Below are 16,714 nucleotides of genomic sequence, written 5' to 3' on the forward strand. Positions count from 1 at the left end.
AAGCCGCACAGGCTCCGCCGATGTAGTAAACAATTTTATTTAGGTAGAAAGATTTCAAATGAAATGGTGAATAGTGAATAATTAATATTAAACTCTAAATTCTAAATGCCGCTTCTGTTTGTTTTTAAATTTATCATTCTGAATTTTTTATTTTTTAACGTTTATGTAGGTTGATATATATTCATCAGTACAAGCGAGCGTGGCAAGACCGTTGAGATATGTTCTTCTGCTGATCCAATAACTTTTCGTACATAACTGTTTATTTTACATTTTAAATTCATCATTCTGAATTTTACATTTATCTGGGTATTTCAAGGCCGTTAATAATTTGTTTGATGACTTCATTTTCATTGATGCCTTCCATTTCTTTTTCAGGAGAAAGAATAATGCGATGGCGCAGAACTGGCGCGGCAACAGCAATAATGTCATCGGGCGTTACAAAGTCGCGTGCCTGCATAGCAGCAGTTGCCTTTGCCGCGTTCATTATAGCCAGCGAAGCTCGCGGTGAAGCGCCCAGATAAATCGATTTGTTGTTTCTTGTTTGGTGCACCAGTTTGGCGATGAACGCCAACAACTTTTCTTCAATCAGAATTTGTTTTACCTGTTGCCTTAGTTGGTTGATCTGCGCTCCGCTCAATGCGGCACTGATACCGTCAAGCGCATTGTGATTACCCATTTTATGAAATAATGAAAGTATCTGTAACTCTTCATCTTCTTTAGGATAAGGCACTTCAATCTTAAAAAGAAATCGGTCTAATTGTGCCTCGGGCAGGCGATAGGTACCTTCCTGCTCAACGGGATTTTGTGTGGCCAGCACCATAAAAGGCGCATCCATCTTATAGGTTGTTCCGTCAATCGAAATTTGCCGCTCTTCCATTACTTCTAACAACGCCGCCTGCGTTTTTGCCGGTGCGCGATTAATTTCATCAACCAGCACGATGTTGCCAAACACAGGACCCTTCCTAAACTCAAATTTTGCATCGCCGGGATTAAACACCGGCGTTCCGATTACATCGGAAGGCATCAGATCGGGCGTAAACTGCACCCGCATGAAGGATGCATCAACAGCTTTTGCGACCAACTTGGCTGTAAGTGTTTTTGCAACACCGGGTACACCTTCAATTAATACATGACCATCTGCAAGCAAAGCGGTAATGATCAATCTCACCATTTCATCCTGACCAATAATTACTTTTTTATTTCCCCGGTGATGCTTAATACAGCCTCATTTAGCTGGCTTAGGTCTATGCGGTTTTCGAAAACAGGATCTTGCATATTTTAGTTTTTATTCTTTATTGTAAAATTCATCCATATTATTTTGCAGCGCAATTAACTCTGTATCAGTAAAAACGCCTTCATTATTAATGCGGTTGATCTGTATAACAATATTTTCAACAAGGGTTTTGCTGACGCCTGACTTATAGCTTAACTCATTGACAAAACCTGAATCAAGTTTTTTAGCGAAAATTTTATACCTGCTGCGCACATGTTCTAAAAAATAGGCACTCATTTTTTGCGCAAGATTTGTATGATCACCTCTCTCATAATACAGCAATCCCATTGTTTTTACAAACTCAAGTGAATCATTTGCCGGCTTTTCCATAATTGGTATCACACGTTGCTTTCGACGCATTTCTGTAAGCGCATATACCAAAAGCAATACCAGCGCAGTAAGCACTCCAGCTCGGAAATAAGGATTCTTCATGACCGCGTTAAACCATCCTCTGTCGCCACTGCGGGAATGAGGCGTTCTGAAATATTCATCCCAAATAACTAACGGCGTACCTGTAGGAAATTGCGAAAACACTTTTTCGAAATATTGAATGTTATCATTGTACAATAAAAAATAATTGCTGAACGACATGGGCGACAAATGAATATATAAGTTGCCATTACCCTTTTTAAGATGAATAAAATTAGGTGCTCCATCATCAGCATACCCAATAATTTTTGAAATGGAGCTATCCGTATCTTTAAAATAACTTTCGATAGAAATGCCGGGGTAACGATAATCTGTTTTTTCAACAAACGGCGGTGCGGACAACCGGACATTCATCGTGTCACTATCATAACTTCCGTAAGGAAAATAAGTATAGTTTTTGGTTTGCACCCTAGCGTTCAAGAAACGATACAATTCAGAACTGATATAGAATGTACTAATGAAAATATTATTACCTCTGTCAATAAAAGTAATCAGGTCATCCACTTCATAAGAATTTGGTTGAAATTCGGGCTGCAAAATCACATAAAGCTGATCCGGTTTATTATCACCAAAAATTTTAACATCTCCAGGGGGACTGTAATTGATTTTAAATGCCGCTTTCGGAAAAAATTTCTTTAAGCATTCATGAAAGACAAAAGCTCCATAAGGATTTTTATCTTTTTTATTCAAAGAAATGTAAGTACTGATTTCTTTTTTATCAGATGTTCGAAGGCTGAACAGATAAATTACCACAGCGCATATAAGCACTCCGCACATTATATATATCAGCGCTTTCTTCACCTATGCTTTTATTTTTTATGCAGATCACTAAATGAATTTTCTATATTCCTATAATGATCTTCATCGATGGGAAATAATCCGTACCAACTATATTCGTAGCTACGCGTTGCACTTAAAAAATCTTGATAGTGCGATGTAGATCTTGTTTGCAGTAAATAATCAAAGTTTGTTTTATCAGGCTGATACTTTATAATTCCTTTTTCTGAAAGGGTTTTTAATAGCTGCAAATATTGTAGCCTTATAGCAAGCCTATAATTATTTGCTTTTAAAGCATCTTGAATTGCCTCAGCAAATTGAATAGAAAAAATATCCTTTTGTTCTTCTTCAAAGCTCCCAGTTTCTATACTTGCTGCTTTTTTCTGAACAATAGCAGGTTGTTGTCTTTTAAATACCAGACAAGAATAAACAGGAATAAAACAATTGCTATATACAGCCATATTTTACCCAGGTCAATATCACTGTGTTTAACGGATTTTTTCTTTGGTTCAGAAAGCCCTGTTTTTACATATTCAAAATCCGGCGAATTTTTCAGACTGTTTACAAAATTGTTGTCCGACTTACGCCAGCTAACGCTAGCTATTGCCAGCGTATCCATTGCATCAAAGGCATTTGCTTTAGCTCTTTTTGTTGAATCTTCATAAGTTTCTTCTTCCAGGTATTCTTCATCGTCTGAATAAAAACTATCAACGACAGGCGGCTCAATTATTTCAATAGAATCGACACTGCCTGTTTGTGCCAAAGCAACATTACTGCCTATTGACGCTAACAGGATGAATAAGATTATAATAAGATATGTTCTGATTATTCTCATAAGTCGTGCCCGCTCTGCAATAGCTTTGAGGCCTCACCCCCAGCCCCTCTCCAAGGGAGAGGGGCGTAGTGCCTGCGTAATCGAAGTTTTAATATTTGGATAGAATAAATCTTCACTTTTGCAGAGCTCTTTTGGTTAGCTGAATGGGATAAATGATAAAATACCAAACGACAAAAACTGTAGAAGCCGCAGTAACAAGGTTCGTCAGCCAAGCCGCATCGTTATACAATCTTGTAATCAGTCCTTCAAAAAAGCTGCTACAATAAAAACGGGAACAATACCAATCATTATTTTAACACCATCTTTCGCACCTTCTCTAAAAGCCTCTATTCTATTTTTCGTTCCGGGAAACAAAAAACTTTTACCCAATATAAAACCGGCAGCACCAGCAATAATGATAGCTGTGATTTCGAGCGTTCCATGCACAAATACCACCAGCCAAAACTGCAGGCCATATCCATGTGAAGCGAATAGTTCATCGAAAATACCAACCATTGCGCCGGTTTCGGCCAGCTTATACATGGTGGGAATACCACAGAATATGCCGGACACAAAGAAGATAAATGCGACTTTGATATTATTGATCATGATACCCAACCAACTTAACAATGGGTTACCCCTTCGTAAATACCAAAAGGATTATCTCTTTCAATATTCTCAATAGTTTGAGATACATATTCATTGCCGAAAAAATTTCGCGCTACTTCCACGTCCTGCCTGGAGATAAAAAATCCTATTAAAAAAATATTGCAAAAACGATGAAAGAGAATAGCAGGGTTTTATGATGCTTTTGAATGGTTAGCGGTAATTCATATTTCCAGAATGTTTTTAACCGGCTGGATTCCTCTTTCCTGTTGCGGTAAATGTCGAGATACATTTTCGCCGCTTGCTTATTGAGATAGTTTGCTGTTTTACTTCCGGCATAAAAAGTTTTAGCGTAAGCCAGGTCGTCAACGGTTTGCGTAAAGGCGCTGGCCATTTCATCGGGTGATGTAGGTGGCTCGGTTTCATTCTTCAACCAGCGATCTTTATTCTTCCTGATAAATAGTGCCTCTCTCAATTAACGTTGTTTGGAAACTAAAATACAAAATTTATAGAGCAGGCAAAGTTTTTTATTGCGTTTGATGACACAACAATCGCTAAGAAGACAAGTGGTAATGTTTATTTACATTCTTGCCTAAAGTATTCCACACTTTCAGCAACAGCCTTTTCAATACTTTGGTACTGGATTCCTAATTCGGCAATAGAAGTTTTATTGTCATAATAATTTTTTACACGGAGAATCTGCATATTGTTTGTGCAAAGGCTGGTCTTAATTTTAAAAGATCTAAGTATATCTCCAATTAGTCCTGCAACCAGAAGTAGTAAAGATGGTATAGGAAACAATACCTGCCTTCGTTTGGTAAACATTTTAACTAATCTGAAAAAATCTTCATAACTCATATTTATTCCGGCCAATAAATATCGATGACCATTTTTACCAACTTGTATACACTTCTCAATTCCAATGGCCACATCTTTTACTGCTACAAAATTTTTTCCTCCGGGTGGATAGAACAAAATCCCATTTTTCATAGCCATTAGAATTATTTTACCACTGCTGGGCTTGCTATCGTTGGGGCCAATCATAAATGTTGGATTTACAATATGCACGGTAATATCGCCTTGCTTTGATAGAACATGCGCTTCTGCTGCGGCCTTGCTTCTGGCATAAAGAGATCGTGTAAATGGCCATAACATAGTTTTATATTCCGGCACTTCATTGTTTGATACTATACCATAGCCAATAGTGTTTGCCGTGCTTACGTAAATAAACTTTTTTACTTTGGCTTTGACCGCGGCACATAATATATTTTCAGTGGCGTTGTAGTTTATCTGATAATCTTTATAAGAAATTAAATCCTGGCGTGTTACAGCTGCCACATGTATAACGATGTCAACGTTCTGCAAATACACAGATAAATCTGTATTTAATTCTGCCTCTATAATCTGTAACCTATCGTGCGATATATGTTTATAGCTGCTTTTAGATCGCACCAACCCCTTAACCGTATAACCCTTTTGTAATAAAAGCAACACAAGATTTGTACCCAACAACCCGCTAACACCAGTAACAAATACAGTCATCGTATTTCCTTTTTTATGTTATATGTAAGCAAAGGTAGTTTGATCCAGATCGGCAGTAATGCAATGGCCAGCCAACTCCAGGGATTTACCATTATGACCCTGTCTCTTTTAAATAACTTCTTAATACATGAGGCGGCCACTTTGTCTGGCTGCAATAAAGTCATACGCCCAATTATTCCCAAATTTTTGATACGTTGACATACATCCTCATTAGTAGCCATTGCGCCAGGATTGACAACACTTACAACCACACCAGTATTTTTCAGCTCTTCACTTAACCCACGTGAAAAAGAATGAATAAAAGTTTTTGAAGCGGGATAAACCGTTTTATAACCAATGGGAGAGAAAGCAGCCATGCTGGAAACATTGAGGATATATGCCTGTTGCTGGCGAAGTAGATTGGGCAGCAACTGATGTGTAAGTAAGGAAGTGGCGACTACATTTACCTGCATAATGCTATCGATGTAGTGGATCGATGCTTCCGTAAATTTTTTAGTGCCTCCAACGCCTGCATTATTTATTAAAATATAAATATCAAAATTTTTGTTTAACCAATTACATAGCGCTATTACGTTCTGCTTAACAGAGAGATCTGTTTCGTAATATTCAACTTTCACTTTATAAGTTTCAGAAAGCTGTACTGCCAACCAGAAAGGCCTTGGCCAGGCAAACTTACCAACACCAGGTTTAATCGTTGTGCAGCTAACACTTTTGCGAAAGCGCTGCCTAATCCCTGGCTCGCACCAGTAATTACTGCATATCTATTTGTCTGAACCATGATTTATGGGATTTAATGATTAACAAGAGTAAGGCGTGTCAACTTGTTATTCTTCTTCTGTACTTTCTGATAAAATAAAGTATGATACCTGTAATCAGCATAACGATTATTTTTCCTGATATGTTTACATCTTCCTTACTCTACCTGATCCGGATATGGAAGTATTGATAGTTGGCTCCCCGACGTACCATACATCACCACTGCCTGAAATTTTAATATCAAGTGCATCGTCTGCCCACAGTTTTGCCTCTCCAGATCCGGTAACTTTTACCTTCGCCTGCTCACTTTGCATTTGGTTCGTATGATAGTTTCCATTACCACTTATAGTAATTTCCTGCGTTTGCGTGGCGCCGCCGTTTATGGAAATATTTCCCGATCCAGTAATATTAGCATTTATTGTAGTAGCTGTTAGCTTTGGCAGAGAGATATTGCCGCTACCGCTAACCCGCAAATCAATTGCCGATGTGGAGATATCTGTATTTATAGAAATATTACCGGACCCTGAAAGTGTTGCTCCAACAAGATCAGGATTAGACACGTAAATAGTAACGCTGCCTCTTTTTATATTTATGTTTGGCTTCGTCTTTAAAATAAGTGTGTTACCGCTTACTTCTGTCAGGATATAATCTTGTATGTTTTGAGCTGCTTCAACCTCCACAGACTTTGTTGCTCCTTGTACAAATTGAACATCTCCGCTGAAGGCTGCTTCAATCTTTGTGAAATCAGATACTGATCTTGCCTCTTTAACAGCTGGCCCATCCGGAAATACTTTCTTACAGCCTGGGGCAATAATTAATAATGTTATTGCGAAAGCGAAAAATGATAATTGTTTCATTTTGTGTACTTTTTAGTTTGCAGCGTCGCCGCATTTTTTTGTTTTAAAGATTAATATTTACACCGGCTAAAGCGCCTACTGTTATGGCAAAAGAAGATTCGTTATCGCTATACCTCCAGAGATAATTGTTTCCAAAAATTTTAGAGTCCGAATATTTATAGGTGTTCAACGCCGGGCCAGCTGTGATTTCAATCATCGGGCTTACTTTATATGCTAACAAAGTTCTTAGCGATTGTGTGTGTTTGAAAAAGTAAAGTCAGTTTTCGACATTGCTACAACTTCAGCATTTACACGAAACTGTTGACTAAGCGGTATATGATAACCAATGCCGGCCTCCATTTGAAGCACTGTCCTTTTTAATTCGTTACCAGCACCAACACCTATGATGCCATATGTTTTGCGGCCACCAGTACGCAACACTATATTTGCCGAGGCATCATCATATATCTGAATGCCTATTTGCTGCTCCCCGGTTTTAATAATGTTTAATAATCCAATGGGATGATCAGAAGTATCAGCTATATTAATAAGTCCGGCAATTTGTACACCTTTAACGGTTTTCGCTACGTTAACAAGTCCGGCAATTTGTGTGTTGACATTTTTATTAATATTGACGAGGCCTGCAATTTGTAGTATTTCGTATTGACTACAGTTACTCAATCCTGCTATCTGAATAAATCCATTTCCAGATTTCTGATTATGCAACCCTGCAACTTGAACACTTCTTCCGTTAGCTGCACCATTATATAAACCTGCAATAGCGAGTCCTTTGTCAGAACCATTTACTTTATTAACCAGTCCGCTTATCATTACTCCTTTATTGTTTCCATAAAGCTTGGTGTATAAGCCTCCAATAGACATCCCTCTATTATTAAGATTTACTCCCTGAAGTGCGTGTAGGGCAAAAGAAGGGCTAATATCCTTTGCATACTTTCCTTGTGTACTGACTGGTGTAACTACTCCAAGATGGACACTGTTAATTGCCGGTTCCTGCGCACTGCATTTTAAACTAATAATGTAAAAAGCAATGAATAAAACGTTCTTTCTGATTTGCATATTTTTAATGTATATACCTAATACACATTAAATGCTTTTCACCCCTACGCTTTATTAAAAAATATTTACACCGACACTAAAACCCAGGTGCAGCGCATCTTTAGAGCCTTCTTTCAAAGGGATCATATTCTTATTAAGGCTTTTGTAATAATCATTGCTATGATTATGAACGGGCAACTGATATTGCAATCTCGGGCCAGCAAATAGCTGAACTTTTTTATGTAGTTGATAGACCAACAAAGGCTGTAATGATATGGTGCTATAATCAGTATCAAATTCTTTAGCTGAAGTAAAGTACAGATTTGACAACTCAGCAGCCATTTTTAATTTCCTTTTTAAAAACCATTCACTACCTAAACCATAACCAAAAAAATAATGTTGTCCAATGTCAGTATTTAGCGTTCCCACCTGTAGTATATTATACAACCGATAGCCGCCCGATTTATAACTCATACTCAATTGGCCATTCTCTTGTGTTGATACAGACAAGGAATGTTTGCCATTCCGGCTATAATTAAAAGGACCGATAGATACACCATTCATTGTGTCGGCGATATTTATAAACCCCAATTGAAATCCGTTTATTTTTTGGGCTCTATTTACAAGGCCTGCTATTTGTGCTCCTTTAGAAACTATCTTAGAATTGTTCATAATGCCTGCAATTTGCAAACCATTAAAGATTCGATCTTGGTTATAGATGCCGCCAATTTGCAAGCCTTTGGTATTGCTTTTGTTAATGTTGACTAATCCGCCGATTTGCAATCCGCTTACATTTCCGCCCACATCATTATACAAGCCAGCCACCTGCACGCCATCCATCGTTCCGCCAACAACATTAAATAACCCGCCAACCTGAACCGAACGAACATGCTTTTTTACAATATTAAAAAGGCCTCCAATTTCTAAAGCATCAACTTGAGCGGCATATCCTCCAAACACATTAAAAGAAATCTTATTTTCCTGTTGGCCTTTTAACGCATTTTTGGTTCCAATGCCCGGCCAAAAGCCAAGCTGAAACTTACGTTGATAAAAATAGTTTTTCAAATTAAGGCTACTGAACTTCTGTTTGGTACTAATTACGCTGCGCGCCAGCCAATGCTTTTCTACAGATCGGATTGTTACTGCTTGTTCGGTTGTAATATTAGGAGTAAGACCGATTTTTATATTTGTATTGCTTTTACCAGATATTGTAAAGTTGGTGTCGTAATAGGAAACACGATTTACCAAAAGTGTGACAGCACTGTTTACAGGCACTTTAAGGGAAAAATGTCCTTGTTCGTTCGACATCGTACCCAATTTCAAAGTAGGTTCATACAGCGTTACATACTCAATAGGTTTTTGATCAGTATTATCAAAAAAATCACCTTGCACGGTAATATATTCCTGCTCCTTACGCCTGATAACAATTTTGTTGTTATTTACAATATAATAATAATCTCTGTCCAGAATCATATCCAACACTTCCTTCACCGTTTTTTCATCAGCGGTAAAAGATATTTTTTTTGATTTTTTATGAACTGATTATCGTAAGAAAAAAGAACCCAGCCTTCTTTTCTATCTGCATCAAAGCGTCATACATAGTAACGTTTCTGAAGTCGACAGATATTTTTTGTTGCAACATATTGTTTTGCCCAAACACTAAATGACAGGCAATGGACAACAAAATCAGGATGACATATTTTTTCAACGAAGGCTTATTTAGTGATGATGTATTGGTTGTTTTTTTTACTCCATGATGCACCAATGGTAAGTGCAATATTCTCAATGATTTGTTCGGATGTTTCAGAACCAATAAGATAAGTACTTGTTATTTTTTTACCGCTTAGTTCTGGTGTAGTCACAATATCAATGTTATACAACTCTTCCATCATTTTGCCAATACTGTCGACACGAAGGTCTTTAACCCTAAGCAGCTGGGTTTTTAATACCTCATCAATATTGGTTTGCATATTAACGACCTTAGTTGATTCGTTGTATTATCTTTTACGATTTTTTGCTGCGCCGTAGCTATTACAGATTGATTTTCAAATGTGGCCTTTACTTTTCCGCTATGTACAAATACTGTATTGAACATCGCATTTTGTTGAATAGTAAAAGAAGTTCCAAGCACTTCTACATCTATATCTTTATTATGAATAATGAATGGTTTTTGTGGATTTTTAGCAATATCAAAAAAGGCGTTGCCTTTTAATGTTACTGTTCTTTTTCCTTATTAAAATCGGCAGCTACTAAAAGTTCGGCATTGGAAAATAAAGTGATGTGGCTATTGTCAGGCAGCTCAAAACTTTCATGCTTTACCTGTGCTGTAAATTGAGTTGGTTTCGGTTGATTGATAAAAACAAACAGTACGATGATTGCAGCAATAGAGGCGGCAATGGCACTAAGTTTCCACCTGTTAGAAGACAACCGGTGTACCTTTTTTGTACTACGGTTTCTGATCCGAGTTGTTGCTGAAGTTTTTCCCAGGCGACTTGTTTATTTAGCTGGCTGTAATGGGAATCTGTTTTAGCATGTTCCCAAATAGCAATCGTATCCTATATATATTTTTTGTTTTCAGCATCAGCCTCAAGCCATTGCTCCACTTCTTTTTGCTCCGAAGCATTCAACGTCTGTTCATAAAAGGCTATCAATTTATGCTCCATAATATTATAAATTGATGAGGTGAAGAATGAATAATGGCAACCAACTCACCAGGTATTCCGATAAGCCGCTGCGTAAAAACTTCAATGCTTTTGACATTTGATTTTCTACAGTTTTAACGGAAATGTCCAACGCTTCAGCTACTTCTTTATAACTAAACCCCGATTGCCTGCACAGGTAAAAAACCGCAGCGCACTTTTCGGGAAGCTGGTTAACCAAATATTGTATTTTCTCATGTAATTCTTTTTGTTCTGTCTGATTATTATGATCGCTGGTGCTTCCAGCCATCATTGTTGTTTGGGCATAAGTTGCCTGTACGCCTTTATGCTTTATATGATTGAGGCATTCATTTCTCACGGATGTGTACAGATAGGACTTGACCGTTTCCGGCTTGATCTTTTCTTTGCTTTGCCAAAGTTTTATAAAAATGTTTTGAAGAATATCGTCCACGTAGGTTTCCGCCTTCAGCATAGAGCAGGCGTAACCATATAACGCTTCATAATGAAGGTCAAAAACACTTTTGTATTGAACACTGTCCAAAGCCATCTTATACTACAAAAATAACATCACTACTTATAATACAACCTGAATTGTTGTTACCCCTATGATCGAAGAAAAAATTGTTAAAAAATACTAGCGTTATGTACGATGTACAAAGTTCGGTGTACGTATCGTGCACGAGTTCCGATGGAAATTCGCACATCAAAACCTGCATACCGTACATTCTTTTTTGTATTTCGATCAAACTTGTTATTTTACAGCAAACATCACACATGCCGGTTGTTACCGTACCAACTAGTTTTAATATAAGCCTTGAATTTGATGCTCCGGGATTGGGCAAACGTATGGCATCGCTTTTTATCGATATGTTGGTGCAGTATCTCTATTTAACGCTCGTAAGCTATTTAATGAGCCAGATCACTTTTGGCATGTCTGGATTTAATAGTTGGGCGATTGGCCTTATATTGGTATCACCAGTCTTTCTATACCATATTATTATGGAAACGACTACCAACGGACAAAGCATTGGAAAAAAATAATGAAACTGCGCGTAGTGAGCATTAACGGAGGCCGTGCGTCGTTAAGCCAGTTGCTTATTCGCTGGTTATTGCGCGTATCTGATCTTTGGATTGTGATCCTGATTTTTATGCTGATGTCTATGAATGTTGGGGACGGCGGTGTTGAAACAGCGCTTGCATTTTTGTTTGGAATGGGCTTTTTGCTCACAGATATCATATTAGTTGCCAATTCGAAAAAAGCACAACGGGTTGGAGATATACTGGCACAAACTATTGTTATTAAAACATCGGTTAAGGAAAGTCTGGACAATACTGTTTTCCGTGAAGTGGAAGATGGCTACAAACCGGCCTTCCCCGAAGTGATGCGCATTAGCGATAAAGACCTCAACGTTATAAAAACACTACTAAGTAATAATAAAAGAGCTGGACACCAGGAAGATCTGGCGATTGCGGCGGCAAAAGTTAAAGGCTACTTGCAGATACAGACGGATATGTACCCTGAAGATTTTTTAGAGAAATTATTGAAAGATTATAATTATTTGGCCTCACCCCAGCCCTCTCCAAAGGAGAGGGAGTAGAATACGACAGAATATAAGCAACGCAGTCTGACGGTCTCCGTCTGACCAGTTTGTAGCAGAAGAATTACTCGTTTATCAGCCTGCGGCAGACACGTATAGGTTGCCACATGTACCACAGTTGAACCGAGCGTGGCAAGACTGATGCCACATGCAGGAAGCCGGCAACATTATCCTCCTAAGGCTGAACCAATTTGAGAAAGCGTAAAAAAGATTACAATAAAAATCATGATCATTCCGCCCACTTTGAAATATCCGGACAGGCTTTTTAGCGCAACAGCAAGTTTTTTATCATCGTTAGTGTTTATTGCTTTTTTGGCAAGCGATGAAAACCTGAACAAAAAATAAAAAATCAAAATGCTGATGGCCAAAGAAATTAATACAAAAAATACACGCCACCTGTTATCATCTGCTGCGCCTCTTCTTCATTAAAACCTTCTGCCACGGGCACATTCATTACTGGCAATGGTTTGGAAAAAGCTCCAATTGCTCCAACCAATGCAGCCGCAAGGAATACAATTGCTGCTATGCCCGCTACTTTTGCGGTAGCGTAAATATTTCTATATAGAGAAGACGGCATGTTGCTGCCGATTTCTTGTTGCGAAAACTGATCCATGTTTATAACAAATTTGTAAGATTGCCTGCTAATTGCAAAATTCCTAAAACAAGCAGGGCAATAAAGAAATTTCTAAGATAAATGAAGGCCTGGGATAAGAGTACATCACTTTTTGTTGCAAACCTTGCAACAAAAGCAACGATGATTTGTACAGATAATAAAGCACAAGGGCTGCCACGAAAAAGATGATGAAAAAGCCAACAACTACAACAGGATAAGTAAAACCAACAGCACCTGGCATAGTAGCCGCAAATGCTTTGAGTTTCTGCTCTCCTTCGAGCAACATTGAAACCACAACATATGCGCCTAATCCAAAACCGATTACAGAAATAATCCGTGTCCACTTACTTACCTGTAATAAAGCCTCGGCTTCTTCTTTTGAAGGGCTATTATTGAAAATACTTTGCTCTTTTTCTTCTTCTTCCTGCATCATCCGGCAAAGATACTGTTATTGATTGTTGTGGCTTGGTATTAGCTGTTTTTATTGTAAAGAAGGGCGTGCATTAATGCATTAGTAATCGTGACAATATAACTTCGCTATTTCTAAATACAAAACACATAGGCACATAGAATGTCATGCTAAAAAGGAGACATAAAAACACATTATCGTTTTATCGCGTGGACACTATGTTCCGCCTTCGGCGGATTCTATACATCCTTAAAAAGGAATAAATCTATGTGTCTCCTATGTTTGTTTTTATAAAAATAGTTCTTTGAGATTTTGATTAAAGATACCAATAGATTTGAGTTTATAAAGTGAAAAAGGATGAGAGCGAATATGTACCTAAGCAACGTTAAGTATGCTCTCACATAGATATAGCCTCATCCTTTTTTATCTCTTCGAGTTTGAACAGAATGTAAGGAACAGGGCAAAGCTTTGTATCCAGAATATCCAAGCAGGAGACAAAACGAAGGGGGATTTTTCACTTTACTTTTTTATTTTCAAAAGTATTGGTATGAAACAAATTGTAAAACAGGTTTGCGGTATTGATGTAGCGCAGAAAGAATTGGTAGTGGCATTTGGCCGTATGTACGATGATTTTAGCTCGCAAGTGTATGCCCACAAAACATTTGTGAACAATGTAAAAGGATTCGATTCTTTATTAAGCTGGGTAAAAAAGTTGTCAGAGGAAGTTATTGAAGTTCTATTTTTTATGGAAGCAACGGGTGTTTATCATGAAAAGCTTGCGTATCATCTTTATCTGAATAATCAGCAAGTGAACATTGTGTTACCCAATAAAATCAGCAACTATGCCCGCTCATTAGAAGTCAAAACGGTTACGGACAAAACAGCCAGCGAAGCTATTACACAGTTCGGATTAGAGCGAAAATCAGAGCCCTGGAGTCCTCCCGATCCTGTATTTAAGCAAATGCGGCAGTTGGTAAGGGAACGAGATCAGATAGTGCAGGCACGCACTGTAGCCAAGAATCAGCTTCATGCAGAACAGGCAGAAGCGATACCACTTAAAAATACCGTAAGCAGGCTAAAAAAGCAGATCACGTTTTTCGATAAACAAATAACAGAAGTGGTTCAAGAGATCAATGTATTGATAAAGTCAAATGAAAAAATAAAAGTTGCGGTTGATTTATTATGTTCCATTCCCGGAGTGGGGTTATTAACCGCTTCAACTGTGCTGGCAGAAACGAATGGTTTTGATTTGATAAAGAATAAAAAACAACTGACTAGTTATGCGGGCTTAGATGTAAAGGAAAAGCAATCGGGTACTTCGGTAAAAGGAAAACCCAAAATATCAAAAAGAGGCAACAAGTATTTGCGAAAATCTTTGCACATGCCGGCGTTGGGCGCAATAAGCCATGATGAAAGATTTAAAGCCATATTTGCAAGATTAGTAGCCAGGCACGGCATTAAAATGAAAGCTGTAGTAGCTATACAAAGAAAGCTGCTAGAACTAATGTACACGCTCTATAAAAAGCAAGAAAAATATGATAAAAACTATTTTAACAACAATACTGGAGAACATGATACAGAAGATGGAAAAAAGGAGTAGGAAGCAAATAAATATTGCTCCCTACACAGGCTGGCGCATAGCCGCCTAAAATTCGAAATTAATTAAAAAATCTTTGGTTTTTAACACAGAATCTATGTGGTTAAGTTATTTGTCCGTAGTTCCTTAGTGACAGTATATGAGGTGTGATTTCTTTTTCTTCCTGCAAATTGATCCAATGCATATTGGGCTGCCTTTTAAACCAGGTCATTTGTCTTTTGGCATAACGCCGGGTATTCTGCTTTATCTGTTCCTCCGCTTCATTGAGTGTTACATTACTATCCAGATACTCAAAAATTTCTTTGTAGCCTACCGTTTGTAAGGCATTAAGATGTCGGTGGGGCAACAGTTGCCTGGCCTCAGATTCCAGTCCGGACCGCATCATCATTTCAACTCGCGCGTTGATGCGTTCATTTAGAATGGGCCGGGGAAGTTCGAGCCCAACCTGTAAAATATTAAACGCCCTTGGATCTTTTGGCTTTTTTCTAAATGTCAAAATTGACTGGCCGCTAGCTAAGGCAACTTCCAGCGCGCGCATCATACGCTGCGGATTTTGCATTTCGCCTTCGGCTGAAAAAAGTGGATCGTGAAATTGTAACTGCTGTTGCAGCCAGTTCAATCCGTTTGCATTGTAATTATCAATAACATGTTGTCGTATCTTATCATCAACCGCAGGAATGACATCCAACCCTTCCACCAAAGCCTTTATATATAAACCGGTTCCGCCAGTAACAACAATTAAGTCATGTTCATTAAAAAGCTGCTTCAATAAATTAAGCGCATAAGCCTCATACCATGCCGCATTAATATCGTCATGTATTGAATGAGAAGCTATAAAATAATGAGGAACCTCGTTAAGTTCTTGTACGGAAGGCCGGGCAACACCGATATTTAATTCTTTATAACACTGGCGACTGTCTGCCGAAAGAATAACCGTTTTAAAATGACGGGCTACTTCAATTGCATGTGCCGTTTTACCTACAGCAGTTGGTCCTGCAATTACAAGTAATGTTTTTTGATTTGAGATGGATAGTTTGTTGATGATTATGCGTTGTTTCTTTTTGGCTACGTTTATGTGCGTTGCCATTTATTGTGCAGATGACGCTGTGCGACGCAATACTGATGCCATTTGTTATACGCCGGGCTAATAAAAAAATTAATCTTCGTCTTCCTGAAATTCGTCGGTCGATTCTTCAACACCCAGATCTTCCCCTTCTTCATTTTTTTCATTGAAGCCTTCTGCACCGCGGGTCAGATCGTATTTTTCTTCAATATCGGCAAATTTATCGCCCAATAGCCCTTTTGTGCCGTATTGTTTAGGACCAATTCCTTCGCTGCGCACCATGGCGGGATATTCCTGGCGGCTATCCGCTTCTTTCGACACATTGATCAATTCTATCAAAAAGTTCCATTGCTTATGAAAATCGTAGGTATAGGTAAATTTTTGATTGGTATTTTTAACCTCCGAGCCAATGCTTGTCTGGCTCATGATCAAAGGGTCTACGCGGTACTTTTTATCGTATTTTTCTAACGAAATCTCACGTCCCTGTAACCAATTGTCGTTGCTGCGGTAAAAATAGCCTGATGTTTATTATCAAACTCATAGGCTTTCAAAATGACTTCATGCAAATCTAAAAAAGTTTGTGTATGCTTTATCACCACATCGCGATAAATGCTGTCATCTTCCTCGAAATATATCCTGAATTTTAAAATTGCCATGAAGCGAATTTACGGAAATGTGTGGAGAT

25 protein-coding genes are annotated in these 16,714 nt (G+C 38.2%); 3 read left to right on the forward strand and 22 right to left on the reverse strand.

The features are described from left to right. Positions 1–298: 298 nt before the first annotated feature. The 17 genes from MKP09_RS17485 to MKP09_RS17560 all read right to left on the reverse strand — a co-directional run bounded on the left by MKP09_RS17485 (position 299) and on the right by MKP09_RS17560 (position 11,296). Positions 299–1,171 (reverse strand): AAA family ATPase, encoded by an 873-nt coding sequence (locus tag MKP09_RS17485; protein WP_240831612.1) that lies wholly within the window; start codon positions 1,169–1,171, stop codon positions 299–301. A 114-nt stretch (positions 1,172–1,285) separates the two neighbouring features. Continuing rightward, entirely contained in the window at positions 1,286–2,503 is a 1,218-nt protein-coding gene (locus tag MKP09_RS17490; RefSeq protein WP_240831613.1) for a DUF4350 domain-containing protein, read from the reverse strand. Between the two features lie 8 nt (positions 2,504–2,511). Continuing rightward, entirely contained in the window at positions 2,512–2,940 is a 429-nt protein-coding gene (locus MKP09_RS17495; RefSeq protein ID WP_240831614.1) for a DUF4129 domain-containing protein, read from the reverse strand. Further along, positions 2,844–3,242 (reverse strand): hypothetical protein, encoded by a 399-nt coding sequence (locus MKP09_RS17500; RefSeq protein ID WP_240831615.1) that lies wholly within the window; start codon positions 3,240–3,242, stop codon positions 2,844–2,846. The genes MKP09_RS17495 and MKP09_RS17500 overlap by 97 nt, the downstream gene beginning before the upstream one ends. A 309-nt stretch (positions 3,243–3,551) precedes the next feature. Next, on the reverse strand, positions 3,552–3,923 hold the full coding sequence (locus MKP09_RS17505; protein ID WP_262915497.1) for a stage II sporulation protein M: 372 nt from the start codon (positions 3,921–3,923) through the stop codon (positions 3,552–3,554). Between the two features lie 127 nt (positions 3,924–4,050). Beyond that, the gene (locus MKP09_RS17510; protein WP_240831617.1) at positions 4,051–4,374 is read right to left on the reverse strand and encodes a stage II sporulation protein M; all 324 of its coding nucleotides are present in this window, start codon (positions 4,372–4,374) and stop codon (positions 4,051–4,053) included. A 101-nt stretch (positions 4,375–4,475) separates the two neighbouring features. Continuing rightward, on the reverse strand, positions 4,476–5,441 hold the full coding sequence (locus MKP09_RS17515) for an NAD-dependent epimerase/dehydratase family protein (protein WP_240831618.1): 966 nt from the start codon (positions 5,439–5,441) through the stop codon (positions 4,476–4,478). Then, positions 5,438–6,058 (reverse strand): SDR family NAD(P)-dependent oxidoreductase, encoded by a 621-nt coding sequence (locus MKP09_RS17520; RefSeq protein ID WP_240831619.1) that lies wholly within the window; start codon positions 6,056–6,058, stop codon positions 5,438–5,440. Before MKP09_RS17520 ends, MKP09_RS17515 begins: the two co-directional genes overlap by 4 nt. Beyond that, positions 6,055–6,219, reverse strand: coding sequence for a hypothetical protein (locus MKP09_RS17525; protein ID WP_240831620.1), 165 nt, complete (start codon positions 6,217–6,219; stop codon positions 6,055–6,057). The genes MKP09_RS17520 and MKP09_RS17525 overlap by 4 nt, the downstream gene beginning before the upstream one ends. A 124-nt stretch (positions 6,220–6,343) precedes the next feature. Then, entirely contained in the window at positions 6,344–7,054 is a 711-nt protein-coding gene (locus MKP09_RS17530; protein WP_240831621.1) for a head GIN domain-containing protein, read from the reverse strand. 43 nt (positions 7,055–7,097) lie between these two features. After that, positions 7,098–7,250 carry a hypothetical protein gene (locus MKP09_RS17535; protein ID WP_240831622.1) on the reverse strand — a complete coding sequence of 51 codons (153 nt, stop codon included), beginning with the start codon at positions 7,248–7,250 and terminating at the stop codon, positions 7,098–7,100. Between the two features lie 29 nt (positions 7,251–7,279). Continuing rightward, a complete protein-coding gene (locus MKP09_RS17540) occupies positions 7,280–8,110 on the reverse strand; it encodes a hypothetical protein (RefSeq protein ID WP_240831623.1) in 831 nt (276 codons plus the stop codon). A 54-nt stretch (positions 8,111–8,164) separates the two neighbouring features. Further along, positions 8,165–9,580, reverse strand: a complete 1,416-nt coding sequence (locus MKP09_RS17545; protein WP_240831624.1) for a carboxypeptidase-like regulatory domain-containing protein — start codon at positions 9,578–9,580, stop codon at positions 8,165–8,167. A 224-nt stretch (positions 9,581–9,804) separates the two neighbouring features. Continuing rightward, a complete protein-coding gene (locus MKP09_RS17550) occupies positions 9,805–10,059 on the reverse strand; it encodes a DUF4974 domain-containing protein (protein ID WP_240831625.1) in 255 nt (84 codons plus the stop codon). Beyond that, a complete protein-coding gene (locus MKP09_RS28335) occupies positions 10,032–10,277 on the reverse strand; it encodes a FecR family protein (RefSeq protein ID WP_394801127.1) in 246 nt (81 codons plus the stop codon). Before MKP09_RS28335 ends, MKP09_RS17550 begins: the two co-directional genes overlap by 28 nt. A 26-nt stretch (positions 10,278–10,303) precedes the next feature. After that, on the reverse strand, positions 10,304–10,516 hold the full coding sequence (locus tag MKP09_RS17555) for a hypothetical protein (RefSeq protein WP_240831626.1): 213 nt from the start codon (positions 10,514–10,516) through the stop codon (positions 10,304–10,306). A 240-nt stretch (positions 10,517–10,756) separates the two neighbouring features. Beyond that, complete coding sequence (locus MKP09_RS17560) at positions 10,757–11,296, reverse strand: RNA polymerase sigma-70 factor (protein WP_240831627.1); 540 nt, start codon at positions 11,294–11,296, stop codon at positions 10,757–10,759. Between the two features lie 95 nt (positions 11,297–11,391). Between MKP09_RS17560 and MKP09_RS28920 the strand changes: the two genes are divergently transcribed. Together MKP09_RS28920 and MKP09_RS17565 are read left to right on the forward strand one after the other, a co-directional pair. Beyond that, positions 11,392–11,790 carry an RDD family protein gene (locus MKP09_RS28920; protein ID WP_490355053.1) on the forward strand — a complete coding sequence of 133 codons (399 nt, stop codon included), beginning with the start codon at positions 11,392–11,394 and terminating at the stop codon, positions 11,788–11,790. Next, positions 11,790–12,347 (forward strand): RDD family protein, encoded by a 558-nt coding sequence (locus MKP09_RS17565; protein ID WP_490355054.1) that lies wholly within the window; start codon positions 11,790–11,792, stop codon positions 12,345–12,347. Before MKP09_RS28920 ends, MKP09_RS17565 begins: the two co-directional genes overlap by 1 nt. A 373-nt stretch (positions 12,348–12,720) precedes the next feature. On the opposite strand, the gene MKP09_RS17570 is transcribed toward MKP09_RS17565, so the two are convergent. Together MKP09_RS17570 and MKP09_RS17575 are read right to left on the reverse strand one after the other, a co-directional pair. Continuing rightward, positions 12,721–12,960: a hypothetical protein gene (locus tag MKP09_RS17570; RefSeq protein WP_240831628.1), complete on the reverse strand. Its 240-nt coding sequence runs from the start codon at positions 12,958–12,960 to the stop codon at positions 12,721–12,723. A 43-nt stretch (positions 12,961–13,003) separates the two neighbouring features. Beyond that, entirely contained in the window at positions 13,004–13,393 is a 390-nt protein-coding gene (locus MKP09_RS17575; RefSeq protein ID WP_240831629.1) for a hypothetical protein, read from the reverse strand. Positions 13,394–13,916: 523 nt separating this feature from the next. Here MKP09_RS17575 and MKP09_RS17580 point away from each other — a divergent pair. Beyond that, a complete protein-coding gene (locus tag MKP09_RS17580; RefSeq protein ID WP_240831630.1) occupies positions 13,917–14,969 on the forward strand; it encodes an IS110 family RNA-guided transposase in 1,053 nt (350 codons plus the stop codon). Positions 14,970–15,069: 100 nt separating this feature from the next. On the opposite strand, the gene miaA is transcribed toward MKP09_RS17580, so the two are convergent. From miaA to MKP09_RS17595, 3 genes are all read right to left on the reverse strand, one after another. After that, complete coding sequence (gene miaA, locus MKP09_RS17585; RefSeq protein WP_240831631.1) at positions 15,070–16,053, reverse strand: tRNA (adenosine(37)-N6)-dimethylallyltransferase MiaA; 984 nt, start codon at positions 16,051–16,053, stop codon at positions 15,070–15,072. Between the two features lie 69 nt (positions 16,054–16,122). Then, positions 16,123–16,455, reverse strand: a complete 333-nt coding sequence (locus tag MKP09_RS17590) for a plasmid pRiA4b ORF-3 family protein (RefSeq protein ID WP_240831632.1) — start codon at positions 16,453–16,455, stop codon at positions 16,123–16,125. A gap of 38 nt (positions 16,456–16,493) precedes the next feature. Beyond that, positions 16,494–16,685 (reverse strand): hypothetical protein, encoded by a 192-nt coding sequence (locus MKP09_RS17595; protein WP_240831633.1) that lies wholly within the window; start codon positions 16,683–16,685, stop codon positions 16,494–16,496. Positions 16,686–16,714 lie beyond the last annotated feature (29 nt).

It is taken from the genome of Paraniabella ginsengisoli, assembly GCF_022513635.1.
Classification (GTDB): Bacteria; Bacteroidota; Bacteroidia; order Chitinophagales; family Chitinophagaceae; genus Niabella; species Niabella ginsengisoli.